Below are 13,035 nucleotides of genomic sequence, written 5' to 3'. Positions count from 1 at the left end.
AACTGTACGTATCAGGTGCTGATATAGACTGGTCGTCATTGCATCCCGACGGATCTGGCATGATCGTCCCTTTGCCAGCATATCCGTTCGAGCAGATTTCCCATTGGATTCAAGAATAGTAGAGAGGAGAAGTGAAGATGAACAAGGAAGAAATCGTGGGCTTTATGAAAGCAGAAATTGCAACGTTTCTTAATGAGGAACCAGAAGAGATTGATGAGGATATGAACTTCATGAAGATCGGCGTGTCCTCCGTTCAAGCTCTCAAAATTGTGAACAGGCTACGCAGAAAACTGGAAATCAATATTAATCCGGTGGCATTGTTTGAATTCAAGACAATTTCGGAATTCGCTGGGCATTTGAGTGAATGCGTAGAAGAAAAGGTGTAGCTATGAAGAACATTCAGGAAATGGAACCAACACAGGCGAATTCACAGGCAGCGATTGTGGAAGAGGCTCGTACATTTGTTGATAAAGAAGTGCGTCCACTTGTGCGAAATATGGAAGATGAGGGTACAATGCCGCGTGAGCTGATTGACAAAATGGCGCAAAAAGGCTATCTGGCGGCATCTTTACCTGTCTCCTATGGCGGGCTTGGCCTCGATCCGATCCATTATGGCTTGTTTACAGAAGCGTTCGGAAAGGCTTCTGTAGCAGCGCGCAGCTTGATAACCGTTCATACCTCGCTAGTGTCTGAGACATTGCTTCGATTCGGGACGAAGGAGCAGTTAGAAACCTGGCTGCCACGGCTGGCACGAGGAGAACAGATTGCATGCTTCGGATTAACCGAACCGGACGTTGGATCAGATGCCAAGAATAGCAAGACATCATGGCATGAGGAAGACGATTATTACGTGATTAATGGTGTGAAAAAGTGGATTACGTTTGGAGATATCGCGGATGTATTCTTTATTGTTGCAGCGAATCAGGGGAAGAGCTCAGTATTTCTCGTGGGGAGAGATTATGAGGGTGTTGAAACAAAAGCAATTGAAGGACTAATGGCATCACGTTCAACCCATCTGGCTGAGATTCATCTGCGAGATGTTAAGGTGCCGAAATCACATGTAATAGGGAAGCTTAACTTCGGCTTCGAATATGTTGTCTCGACGGCACTGGATAACGGCCGATACAGTATCGCGTGGGCTGGTGTTGGCATTGCGCAAGAAGGCGTGGATGCAATGGTATCCTATTCCCGAACCCGCTCGCAGTTCGATCAGAAGCTGAGCAGCTTCCAACTAATTCGCGGGATGATCGCAGATTCGGTAACGAAGGTACACGCTGCAAGAGCATTATGTTTGCGAGCAGGAGAAATGCGGCTTGCGAAGGAAGAGGAGGCTACGATTGAAACGACAATTGCGAAGTATTTTGCATCCAAGGTAGCGGTGGAGGTCGCAAGCGATGCTCTGCAAGTACATGGGGCCAATGGCTTCAGTAATCAATATCCGGTAGAGAGGTTGTACCGGGAAGCAAAGGTGTTGGAGATTATCGAGGGATCCTCCCAGATGCAGCAAGAAATGATTTCGTATTACGGTCTACGGCATTATTTCAAGCGAGGTTACTCGATATGAAGCTTGCCGCAGCATTTCCTGGACAAGGCAGTCAATACAGCGGGATGTGCCGCTCATTGATGGAGGAGTTCCCGATCGTACAGGAGGTATTTGAAGAGGCGAGTGATGTATTGAACTTGGATTTGCAAGACCTTCTGTTGAATGGAAGCTTGGAAGAGCTGTCACTTTCCGAAATTGCTCAGCCCACAGTCGTGACCGCAAGTTATGCACTGTATCGAGTGTGGGAGAAACAGATCGGACTTCTACCATTCGGAGCTGTAGGGCATAGTCTTGGCGAGCTTTCGGCGCTTATTGCGGCAGGAGCCTTGCCCTTCTCGGACGGTGTCCGTTTGGCAAGAGAAAGGGGAAGACTGATGCATCGCGCGCTGCAAGAGAAGAAGGGAAGAGCGGGAATTGTTGTAGATATAGATGTAGACACGCTTACAGATATCATCGAGAGCGTTCGTTCACATGATTATGTCACAATTTCCGGTTACAATTCTCCCAGTCAGTTCATCATTGCAGGGCATCAGACGGCACTTCTGAAGGTGGAGGTCGATGTGGTCGAAGCGGGGGGAGAATTTATTCCATTCCGCATGATGCCTATGAAGGCAGATGCGCCTTACCATAGTGCATTAATGGACTATTTGAAGCCTGAGTTCGAAGCTTGCTTGCACCACGTGACATTCAGCCCTACCAAATTCGATGTATGGTCGACAGTGACAGGTAAACTTATCGAGCCTGCAGACAACTTAGCAGCGATTCTTGCCCATCAGTTGATTACACCGGTGCATTGGACTCAAGTGCTCGAAGCGATGCATGATGCTGGAGCTGACTTATTTGTGGATATTGGACCGAATCAAATCACCCGTAATTTGATTCGGGAAAATACGAGGCTTCCTCAATCTTTATCATTTGATGATCAGGCGGATCGAGAACAACTGTCTCAACTACTTATTCACGCTTGACCCGATTTTGATACCATACGCAGCGATCCTATCTGATACGAAGCTGCCATGAAGGAATCTACTGGATGTGGGGTGTTGGTAGGTTCGCTGGATAGTAGAGACCATAAAGGAGGGATAGCGCAATTGATTACGCGACAGAACACAATGGAGCTTTACAACCGGAGAGTGAAAGAACTGCTGCCCGGAGGCGTGCATTATAATTTCCATCTTCCGTGGGAGGAAACCCCAATTCACTTCGTCAAAGCCGAAGGCAGTCGGGTATGGGACATGAACGGCAACGAGTATCTTGACCTATATGCTAGATTCGGTGCGCTGATCGTTGGCCATGGGAATCGAGAATACAATGAGAGCCTGAAGGAGACAATCGATCGGGTTCTCTCGGTTAGCCACTGTGATATGGATGCAGAAGCGCTTGAGTTGATTGCGAAGTATATCCCTTCGGCTGAGATGATCCGTTTTGGCTTGTCAGGTACGGAAATCGTACAGAATGCATTACGGCTAGCAAGGGCATGGACAGGCAAAAACCGCTTCGTCCGATTTGAAGGCCATTATCATGGCAATGCAGACAACATTATGGGTGGGAGAGCGCCGCGCAGCGGGGAGCCAATCCCTTCCGATTTCAGAGGAGACCTCAAAGGAACGGCAGGCCGCGCAGCCGATTCGCTTGAGAGCCAATCCTACTTGCTGCCATGGAATGATGAAGCGGCACTAGAAGAACTGCTGCGGAAGAAAGGCCATGAAGTTGCTGCTGTCATCACGGAGCCGGTATGCGTGAATGGGGGAAGCGTTATGCCCGCACCGGGTTATCTGAAGAAAATGCGGGCGTTATGTGATGAATATGAGGTTGTACTTATTTTCGATGAGATAATAACCGGACTTCGTATGGGTTTAGGCGGCGCTCAAGAGAAATTCGATGTACGTCCTGACCTGACAACACTTGGCAAGGCAATTGCGGGAGGCGGCGTACCTGTATCTGCACTAGTTGGCAAGAAGGAGATTATGCAGCTTCTGGTCGACAAAAAAGTAATTCATGCTGGAACTTTCAACGGGTACCCGCTTGGAACGGCAGCTGTCAAAACAACTCTGGAAATATTGAGTCGCAATCATGGACTGGCAATGACAGAAATGAATGAAAAGATGTGTGAGATGCAGCAGATTATCCAGCAGGAAGCGGATGCTATAGGGCTTCCACTCGTCATCCAAGGTCCTCCAGCTTGTTCAGCCTATCATTGCTGCTCTTCGGTACTGACAAGTCCTTCGGACTATGACTTTGAGATTATGTCGCTGGACATTATTTTGAACCATAATCTTTCGAAGAATGGCATACTCGTTTCGACGATGTCGAGACTGTATCCGAACATTTCCCTGACGGCAGAGGATGTGGAATGGTTCCGAGCTAGGGTAGGCAAGGCTTTGGCGGAAACGAAGGAAACATACGATGAAATTTACTAATCATTTTCTGAAGTGGCAGCCTAGCATGATAGAGGAGGGAAGAGAAGATGTCGAACCAAACAGTTGCGATCGTGGGTGCAGGTGTCATGGGCTGTGCAACTGCACTGGATTTAGCAAGACACGGCTATGAGGTGCTCTTAAAGGATATTTCGTCTGATGCGCTGCACCGAGCGAAGCATGTGATCAAACAAGAATATCGAGCTGCCGGCATGATTCGCAACGAATATTTGTCCGTTGATCTCAACACAATCTATCAACGAATTTCCATTCAAGAAGATTATGCAAATTTCGAACGAGCAGATGTGATTGTTGAAAATGTTAGTGAGGATTTGGAGAAAAAAACAGCTGTATACGCTGAACTGGCTGAGGTATGCAGCAGCAAAGCGCTATTTGCACTTAACACCAGCTGTATATCAATTACCAAATTAGCGTCTCATTTGCCTGATCCGTCGAGAGTGATTGGGGTGCACTTCATGAACCCTGTACCTTTGAAAGAGATGGTTGAAGTCATTCGAGGCTATCATACTTCGAAAGAAACGGAAGATGAAATGGTAGCCTTCTTGAGAACAGTTGGAAAGAAACCAGTTGTCATTGACGACTTGCCTGGATTCGTCTCGAATCGCTTATCACATCTGTTTATGAATGAAGCGGCCTATCTCGTACAAGATGGAATAGCGACCGCGAAGCAAGTGGATCAAATTATGAAGCAAGGCTTCCATCATAAGATGGGGCCGCTGGAAACGGCTGACTTAATAGGATTGGATACGGTTGTTCATTCGCTAGAGGTTCTATACGACAGCTATCAAGATCCCAAGTATAGATGCTGCCCATTGTTGAAGAAGATGGTTGATGCTGGCCTATGGGGACGCAAAAGTGGAAGAGGGTTCTATGACTATTCCGATGGGGGATACGTATGAGCGAAAAAAAAGAGTATAAATGCGTCGTGTGGGATTTGGACAATACACTATGGGATGGGGTGCTGATGGAGTCATCCAGCGTCCAACTTAAGCAAGGCATTCGGGAGATTATCGAGACACTTGATAGCCGCGGAATTCTTCAATCGATTGCCAGCAAGAACGACTATGACTTGGCCATGTCCAAGCTGAAAGAGTTTGGATTGGATGAATACTTCCTGTATCCGGAAATCCATTGGAACGCCAAATCATATTCACTCGCAGAAATTCAGAAAAATATCAATATCGGTATAGACACGATCTTGTTTATTGATGATCAACCCTTTGAATTGGAAGAAGTACAAAACGTCCATGAGAGCGTTCACTGCATCAATGCGGATCAATATCTCACCCTGTTATCTCATCCATCTCTGAACCCTCGATTCATAACGGTTGATTCTGCACGAAGACGCAAATTGTATCAGGCTGATTATCAGCGGAAGCTGGCAGAAAGTGAATATCAGGGGCCCTCTGAGGCATTTCTTGCAACGTTGTCTATGAAGTTTACGATCTATCCTGCACAGGAAGAGGATTTGAAGCGAGCTGAGGAGCTGACGGTTCGAACGAACCAATTGAACGCTACGGGAAGAACGTTCAGCTATGAAGAATTGGACGAGTTGCGGCAATCTCCGCACCATCGGCTGCTAGTCTGTCAATTAGAAGACAAGTATGGAGACTACGGTAAGATTGGACTAGCCTTAATCCATACACAAGAAACTCATTGGAAGCTGGAGATGCTGCTCATGTCCTGTCGAGTCGTATCTCGAGGCGTAGGAACGGTGCTGCTCAGTTACATTTTACAAGAGGCTCGCAAACAGAACACCTCACTGCTGGCCGATTTTCGCGAAACAGGACGCAACAGGATGATGTATGTCAGTTATCGCTTTGCAGGATTTCGTGAAAAATCATCGGATGGACAGGGCAACTATGTGCTGGAACATGATTTAGACAATATTCAAGACTTCCCACCTTATATCGAAGTCCAATTGCCAAATGTTGAAGGAGGATACTATGAACTATCAAAATGAAATCAGAAACTTCATTCATCAAAACATGCTCATTAGCGAAGATGACATTGATTTTTCGGATGATGACAATTATTTCAAACTCGGGTTTGTGAATTCGTTGTTCGGGATGAAGCTTGTGAATTTTGTCGAGCAGAAGTTCGGGATCGAAGTTGAAAATGAGGATATGGATTTGAAAAATTTCAGCACGGTCAATAGTTTGCTGGCCTTGATCCATAAGAAAATTAATGTGTAAGTAAGACCCAGCACCAAACCAATACGACGTGGAGGTTGAAAAGATGAGTAATCATAACAAGTATCTTTATATGTATTTGGCTATCTCGTTTGGCGCTTGTTGGGGGATTGGGCTTGCCTATATGTTGTTCGGAGACATCCTTGTTCCGATTACAGGACCGCTGACACTTCTCCATCCGCTGACCATCATTGCGCTGTACTCGCCTTCTATTGCCGGATTGATTGCGTATTATGCAATGGGCGGATCAAAGGCAGTGAAGGGTGTGTTTTCCAAGCTGATTCCTAGAAAACAAGATTTGTTCTGGTTTCCGGTATTGCTGGGTGTAGTCATTTTATTCGTATTGACAATGCACTACGGCTCCAAGTTCTTCGGCATTCCTCTTCCGCAAATGACTTACAGCATTCCCGACATGTTTCTAATCGGTTTATGGAATCTGATTGAGGAAACGGGACTTATCGGTGGAATCTTTGGCTGGATCGGCTTTTTACTTCCTTTTCTTCAGGGCAAATTCAAAAACAATGTTACCAGTTCGCTGCTCACTGGACTCATTTTCGGACTATGGGTGCTGCCAGGCTACGTGATCTCTTCCTATGAAACTAGCACCTCCTATTTTCTCTACGTCATTCAGCTTATGTTCTTCATTTGGTTCCAAAGCTACGTGTTCAATGCAACAAGAGGCACTCTGCTGTTCTATCTATTCACGTTCTGGCTGACTGCAACAGGAAGCCGGCTTCAGTTTTATTACTTCAATGCGCAAGTACAGATTTTGCAAGTGAGCTTCTTCTTAATCGCAGCGATCATTATGCACTTCATCTATAACAAGCAGAAAGAAAAGAACAACTATGAACTACAAATGTCTCCACAATTCATTCAAGCATAACGGTCTATTCATCGTTTCCAGATAATCAAGGATGCTCATTCGTCTTCCAACATGAGGGTACTTACAGCACGTTGACTAATGAGCATCTTTTGGTTGGAGCAGAAGGAGTGAGGGAAATCTGATGTTGATGAAGATGCTTCGTCAAGACGTTGCGAAAAATAGGATGATTACGGCGGCTTTGTTTGTTTTTATTTTCATATCGGCTCTGCTTGTAGCGAGCGGCACGAATATGATTATCGACTTATCGAATTCACTTGCCAACTTATTTACGAAGTCCAGCGTACCTCATTTTGTGCAGATGCATACAGGGGAGATCAACAAGAAAGAAATTGAACGCTGGGCAGCCAATAATTCGTTAATTAAACAGAAACAAATTGTTGAGATGATTAATATCGACGGATCCAATTTGTATATGGCGAGCCCGCATAGCGAGAAGAACAGTGTCATGGACATTGACTTCGTGACGCAAAACCGAGACTTTGATTGGCTGCTTAATCTGAGCAATGAGATCTTACAGGTTGCGAAGGGTGAAATTGCTGTACCCGTATATTACATGCAGCGTGATCAACTGCATATTGGGGACAAAATCAAAATAGTGAAACAGGATCTGGATATGGAGTTGACAATTGTAGACTTCGTACGGGATCCTCAGATGAATCCATCTATCATCCATTCCAAGCGCTTCGTCGTGAATGAAGCGGATTACAATCGATTGAAGAATTACTTTGGTGAAGTCGAGTACTTAATCGAGTTCCAACTGAACGACAGCAGCAAGCTCTCAGCGTTCAGCAACGAATACCAGGCTTCTGCACTCCCGAAAAAAGGCCCGACTTTGGAATATCATTTGTTTTGGACATTGAACGCCGTTACTGACGGTTTAATTATAGCGGTTATCATTATCGTCAGCTTATTATTGAATATTATCGCGATTCTATGTATCCGATTTACGATTCTAGCTTCGATCGAAGAAGATTATCGAGAAATCGGCGTCATGAAAGCGATTGGACTCCCACAGCCTTACATTAAGAAAATATACTTGACCAAATATATCGTAATGGCAGGATTGGCATCGGCTATTGGTTTTATTGCGTCCTTATTTCTTAACGAATTGTTCGCCACTAATATGATGCTTTATATGGGCACAGCACCGAAAAGTACAATTCAGCATGTTATTCCCTTCCTAGCTGTAATCGCAATCTTCACTATCGTTGTCGTGTTCTGCAAGTGGATACTTCGTAGATTCAACAACATATCGGTGGTAGGGGCTCTTCGTTCCGGAAGTATGGGAGAGATACGCTCGAACAGAGGCTTCTTGTCTGTCCACAAGACAAAGTGGTGGAACTTACATTTTTTCCTCGGATTTCGCGATATATTTCAGCGTTTCAAGTTGTTCCGATTGCTGTTAATCGTGTTTATCGTTGCTTCCTTCATCATTATTGTGCCAATCAATTTCTTACATACCATTCAATCTCCAGGCTTTATTACATACATGGGAATCGGTCGAAGTGATATTCGAATCGATTTGCGGCAATCGGATGATATGGTGCGGAAGTATGAGAGCATGCTTCGTTATCTGCAACAAGATAAGGATGTGAAGCGCTTTTCTCCGCTCATTACTTGCCAATTTAAGATGATAGATAGTGACGGTCTAGAAGATAACATCAATGTAGAACTCGGAGACTTCTCCATATTCCCATTGGAGTACGTAACGGGTGCGGCTCCTAAGAATGGCAATGAAATTGCTCTGTCCTATCTGAACGGCAAGGAATTGAAGGCAGGAGTAGGCGATAAGCTTCGCTTCATTGTGAATGGAGCAGAAAAAGAATTGGCCGTCAGTGGCATTTATCAAGATGTGACAAACGGAGGACGTACAGCTAAAGCCTTGCTGCCTTATGACCCACAGACCATGTTATGGTACGCCGTAAGCCTCGATGTGCAGCCGAACGTTAGTATTTCCCAGAAAATTGATGAATACACAAAGGCTTTCTATCCGGCGCGTGTAACTGATTTGGAAGGTTATTTGCATCAAACGCTGGGTACAACGATTGACCAATTGAAGCTGGTCACGCGCGTTGCGATTGTAATCGCTTTAAGTGTGTCGATCCTCATTACGGCTCTGTTCCTGCGGATGCTGATTGCGAAGGACTATTCCCAGATTGCAATTATGAAGAGCATCGGCTTCTCTCTAAAACATATTCGAGTGCAGTATATGACTCGCTCTTTGCTCGTACTCGTCATTGGAATTCTAGTCGGTACGGTGATTTCCAACACGGTAGGGCAAATGATTGTCAGTGTCTTGTTGTCATTTATGGGTGCGTCCCATATCGATTTTGTGATTGACCCTGTACAGGCGTATTTTTTATGTCCGCTGCTTCTGCTTGTTGCAGTCACGATCACGACGTTCATTTGTACACGCTCCATTAAGAAGTACAGCATCATTGAGATGAATAGCGACTAGGGAGGGATTACGATGACATATATGATAGAGTCGAAAGAGCTGAGCAAGACGTATGTAATCGGCAAGAAGAATGAGCAGCATGTGCTGAAGCAGGTCAGCTTGAACATTCAAAAAGGGGAATTCGTATCGGTCATGGGCCCTTCGGGTTCAGGAAAATCGACGTTACTGTACAATGTTAGCGGCATGGACAGACCGACAAGCGGGAGTGTGATGCTGAATGGGAAAGAGATTACTTCGCTTTCTGAAGCGGAATTGTCTCATTTGCGTCTCAGCAAGATGGGCTTCATTTTTCAACAGATTCATTTGCTCAAAAACTTGAACATTATGGATAACATCGTGTTGTCTGCATATGTCGCAAAGCAGCAAAACCGAAGTGCTGTGAATAAGACAGCTTTGGAATTGATGAAAAAGACGGGGATCGCCGAGCTAGCGGATCAGGATATTACGCAGGCATCAGGCGGACAACTGCAGCGTGTGGCGATTTGCAGAGCACTCATTAACAATCCCGACATCGTTTTTGGTGATGAGCCGACAGGAGCACTGAATTCGAGATCTGCTGGTGAAATCATGGATATTCTTGCTGCAATTAATGAGTCCGGCACGACGATTTTACTAGTAACCCATGACAGTAAGGTAGCTGCTAAGACAGAGCGTGTGCTATTCATGCTCGACGGTAATCTTGTTGGCGAATACCAGCTAGGCAAATATAATAGAGACAAGGATGACATAAAAGCACGGGAAGAGCATCTGGCTAGCTGGTTACTGAAAATGGGCTTCTAAATGTCGTTCAATATGTCGGTCAAAAGGTGATGAACATAACGAAAATAGCAGCATTTCACTTACCGGAACACATTTCGCCTGCGGAGTATGATGAATTCATGAGCAAGGTTGCACCGCAGCGAAGAGATCGAATTAGAAAATTTAAGTTTGTTGAAGATGCGTACCGCTCTCTGTTTGGAGAAGCTTTGGTTAGAGCAGTGTTGTGTAAGGATTACGGATATACGAATGCAGACATACATTTTGAACACAATGAGTTCGGCAAGCCACGTGTAGTAGGAGATAGCGACTTTTCCTTCAACATTTCTCATTCAGGCTGCTGGGTGATGATGATATGGGGGCAAGGAGTGCTTGGCATTGATGTGGAGCAAATAAAGCCGATTGACTTGTCGATTGCGCGCCGTTTTTTCTCGATGGAAGAAACGGATGCTCTTATGCAAAAAGATGACGGGGAGAAGATAGACTACTTCTATACATTATGGACATTGAAAGAAAGCTATATCAAGGCAGTCGGAAAGGGTTTATCTATTCCGCTGGATTCCTTCTCGATCGTTGACAATGGTGCAGGGACATTCGAATTGAAGCCGGATAAGGAATCGGTACGCTTCTATACGTTCGAGCTGGAACATGGTTATAAAGCGGCAGCCTGTATAGAAGGACATGAGCAGCATGAACGATCGCCATCTATCTCATATGTAACCATGGATGATATGCAGCAGTGGATTCGATGAGTAATTGGAAGAGAGGAAGAGTTGAAAAGCCGTCCCCAAGTTCGATGGAGAACGTGGAGTGACGGCTCTTTGTTATGGTTTATCGTTTATAGATTTGACGATAGCGAGCAGGTGTAAGTTGCTCAAATTTCTTGAATGATTTAATGAAGTAGCTCGGTTCACTGAAGCCAAGCTCATTGCTAATTTCCGAAATAGACAGATCGGTAGTCTCCAAGATTTGTTTGGCCCACTCGATTTTGAGATGCGGAATGAACACCGAGAAGTTTTCTCCTGTTTCTTTCGTAAAAATACGACTGAAATAGCTGGGACTGACATGGCAGAGTGCAGCCATATCCGTCAGCTTTACGTTCTCGCTCTTGTGTGTATAAATATAATCGAATGCAGGCTGAAGCATCGAGTTGGAGGCAAGCTTTTGCTGATTTTTCATCTTGCTAATTTGATTGTCGATCAGCGTGTTATCCAGTTCTGCCTTGAATGTTTGAATGCTGCGATAGCTATGGTCTGCTAAAAACTCGGAGGCAGTCTTCTCACTATGAAGCGCCTGCCGATACATTTCAATGGTTGTATTTTTGGAAATGGCTTCCTCTACAATATAATTACATAGATGATAGAGCATTTCAGAAATGGTGACAACCTCATCATAGGATAGTTCTGGCAAGGAACTGTATTCCGGATCGAGATTCTTGAACTTCCGATTCGCATCCGCATTAGCGGGTCGGGTTACAATTTGTTCGAGCTCCATCGGATTGTCACGCAGCTTGACTTGTCCGGCCATCACTGCTCCCATGTATTGATTATTCACGATAATCGGAATAGCAATATCGACAATGTTGAAGTGGCACAAATAGATATACGGCTTATTCAGGCGAACAGCCTCCAGACCGCCGCGTGAATCACACTTCTGGCAGTATTGTGACAACGATTCATCTTGCCGTATGGCCTGGCAGAAGCTTTGGCAATGACTATGCGCTGTTACCGGGATGCCCTTATAGTCAGTCGTAATCACGGCCATCTTCGTCACTAAGGATAGCGAGTCTTGCAGCTGCTGCCATTTTTCCATATCGATGATGCTCTCTAAGCTAAAACGGGAACTCACGATGACTCATTCTCCTTTTGTTCGCGTGGCTAAATTATAGCATAATATTCACCCTCAAAAGAAACCGCCATCTTCATATTGTCGGTGGTATAGCGAAACCCTTGTAATATCAAGTGATTAAACCTATTGATGCGTAGGGGGGAGTGAGGTAATGGAGTGGGGAAATAACTTGTGACCATATTTTGACATATCCATAATTTTTACGAACTCATATATTTTTCAAACAATGATGCGATTTGTTCTTTTACGGTTTTTGTGACATGGGTGTAGATGTACCTGATTGCGCAGTTACAGGCAGGACAAGGCGGCAATGGATAAATACGAAGCGGAGTCCAAGGAACTGCGAATGAGTACAGCCTGAAGCTTAAACTAGCACTATTGCAATATTTCTTCTATTTCTGAAGGACTTAAATTCACATGGGCTTCCATGATGATGGATGTGGTGCGTATGAACTGCCTAATATGGAAGAATTTTTCTGTAACGGATAAACAAGTCAACCTTGGAGCGAATGGAGTTCGATGCCGCAGCCGAAAAAGCAGGGAAAAGTTGTCGAAATGCATTTATTCTCGTAGCTATAGAAGAAAAAAATACAAAGAGAAGGATTAGAGTAATCTGTCGTAGTGGCAGGTTATTTTTATATGACGGATTGTCAAGCTAAGTGCGACAGTTCATCCATGAAAGCTTCGTGAGCAGACATCCAACCGAGACATTTACGGGGACGATTATTAATGAGAAAGATAGCCTTGGCCAAATCTTCATCGGTGACCAAAGCAAAATCATGGCCCTTTGGGAAGAATTCTCGAAGAAGACCATTTCCGTTCTCATTAGAGCCTCGCTGCCAGGATGAATACGGATCTGCAAAGTAAACTTTGAGGTTATGAAAGTTCTCAAGGTTCGCATAACAAGCAAACTCTTT

The 13,035-nt window shown here is 44.9% G+C and carries 13 protein-coding genes; 11 read left to right on the top strand and 2 right to left on the bottom strand.

Going from position 1 to position 13,035, the window contains the following annotated elements; genetic code table 11:
* The first annotated feature begins 137 nt into the window (after nt 1-137).
* The 11 genes from AZ66_RS20705 to AZ66_RS20655 all read left to right on the top strand — a co-directional run bounded on the left by AZ66_RS20705 (nt 138) and on the right by AZ66_RS20655 (nt 11,022).
* On the top strand, nt 138-386 hold the full coding sequence (locus tag AZ66_RS20705; RefSeq protein ID WP_021260401.1) for an acyl carrier protein: 249 nt from the start codon (nt 138-140) through the stop codon (nt 384-386).
* 2 nt (nt 387-388) lie between these two features.
* Nucleotides 389-1,564 (top strand): acyl-CoA dehydrogenase family protein, encoded by a 1,176-nt coding sequence (locus AZ66_RS20700; protein ID WP_231586969.1) that lies wholly within the window; start codon nt 389-391, stop codon nt 1,562-1,564.
* Entirely contained in the window at nt 1,561-2,511 is a 951-nt protein-coding gene (locus tag AZ66_RS20695) for an ACP S-malonyltransferase (RefSeq protein WP_044356572.1), read from the top strand. The genes AZ66_RS20700 and AZ66_RS20695 overlap by 4 nt, the downstream gene beginning before the upstream one ends.
* Before the next feature lie 123 nt (nt 2,512-2,634).
* Nucleotides 2,635-3,963 carry an aspartate aminotransferase family protein gene (locus AZ66_RS20690; RefSeq protein WP_231586968.1) on the top strand — a complete coding sequence of 443 codons (1,329 nt, stop codon included), beginning with the start codon at nt 2,635-2,637 and terminating at the stop codon, nt 3,961-3,963.
* Between the two features lie 47 nt (nt 3,964-4,010).
* Complete coding sequence (locus tag AZ66_RS20685; protein ID WP_044356570.1) at nt 4,011-4,880, top strand: 3-hydroxyacyl-CoA dehydrogenase family protein; 870 nt, start codon at nt 4,011-4,013, stop codon at nt 4,878-4,880.
* Nucleotides 4,877-5,944: an HAD-IIIC family phosphatase gene (locus tag AZ66_RS20680; RefSeq protein ID WP_021260396.1), complete on the top strand. Its 1,068-nt coding sequence runs from the start codon at nt 4,877-4,879 to the stop codon at nt 5,942-5,944. The genes AZ66_RS20685 and AZ66_RS20680 overlap by 4 nt, the downstream gene beginning before the upstream one ends.
* A complete protein-coding gene (locus AZ66_RS20675) occupies nt 5,928-6,176 on the top strand; it encodes an acyl carrier protein (RefSeq protein WP_021260395.1) in 249 nt (82 codons plus the stop codon). Before AZ66_RS20680 ends, AZ66_RS20675 begins: the two co-directional genes overlap by 17 nt.
* A 43-nt stretch (nt 6,177-6,219) precedes the next feature.
* Nucleotides 6,220-7,056 (top strand): hypothetical protein, encoded by an 837-nt coding sequence (locus AZ66_RS32030; RefSeq protein ID WP_197081745.1) that lies wholly within the window; start codon nt 6,220-6,222, stop codon nt 7,054-7,056.
* A gap of 121 nt (nt 7,057-7,177) precedes the next feature.
* Nucleotides 7,178-9,514: an ABC transporter permease gene (locus tag AZ66_RS20665; RefSeq protein ID WP_044356569.1), complete on the top strand. Its 2,337-nt coding sequence runs from the start codon at nt 7,178-7,180 to the stop codon at nt 9,512-9,514.
* A 12-nt stretch (nt 9,515-9,526) separates the two neighbouring features.
* Nucleotides 9,527-10,294 (top strand): ABC transporter ATP-binding protein, encoded by a 768-nt coding sequence (locus tag AZ66_RS20660; RefSeq protein WP_044356568.1) that lies wholly within the window; start codon nt 9,527-9,529, stop codon nt 10,292-10,294.
* A gap of 29 nt (nt 10,295-10,323) precedes the next feature.
* A complete protein-coding gene (locus AZ66_RS20655) occupies nt 10,324-11,022 on the top strand; it encodes a 4'-phosphopantetheinyl transferase superfamily protein (protein ID WP_082061669.1) in 699 nt (232 codons plus the stop codon).
* A 79-nt stretch (nt 11,023-11,101) separates the two neighbouring features.
* On the opposite strand, the gene AZ66_RS20650 is transcribed toward AZ66_RS20655, so the two are convergent.
* Together AZ66_RS20650 and AZ66_RS20645 are read right to left on the bottom strand one after the other, a co-directional pair.
* On the bottom strand, nt 11,102-12,118 hold the full coding sequence (locus tag AZ66_RS20650) for a PocR ligand-binding domain-containing protein (RefSeq protein ID WP_082061668.1): 1,017 nt from the start codon (nt 12,116-12,118) through the stop codon (nt 11,102-11,104).
* Nucleotides 12,119-12,768: 650 nt separating this feature from the next.
* A partial coding sequence (locus tag AZ66_RS20645; protein WP_044356566.1) for an IS30 family transposase occupies nt 12,769-13,035 on the bottom strand: 267 nt, incomplete at its 5' end.

Origin of the sequence: Paenibacillus sp. E194 (assembly GCF_000935845.1) — a bacterium.
GTDB classification, from domain to species: domain Bacteria; phylum Bacillota; class Bacilli; order Paenibacillales; family Paenibacillaceae; genus Paenibacillus_B; species Paenibacillus_B alvei_B.
The sequence above is the reverse complement of the archived record's forward strand: the minus strand, read 5'-3'. Positions and strand labels throughout refer to the sequence as shown.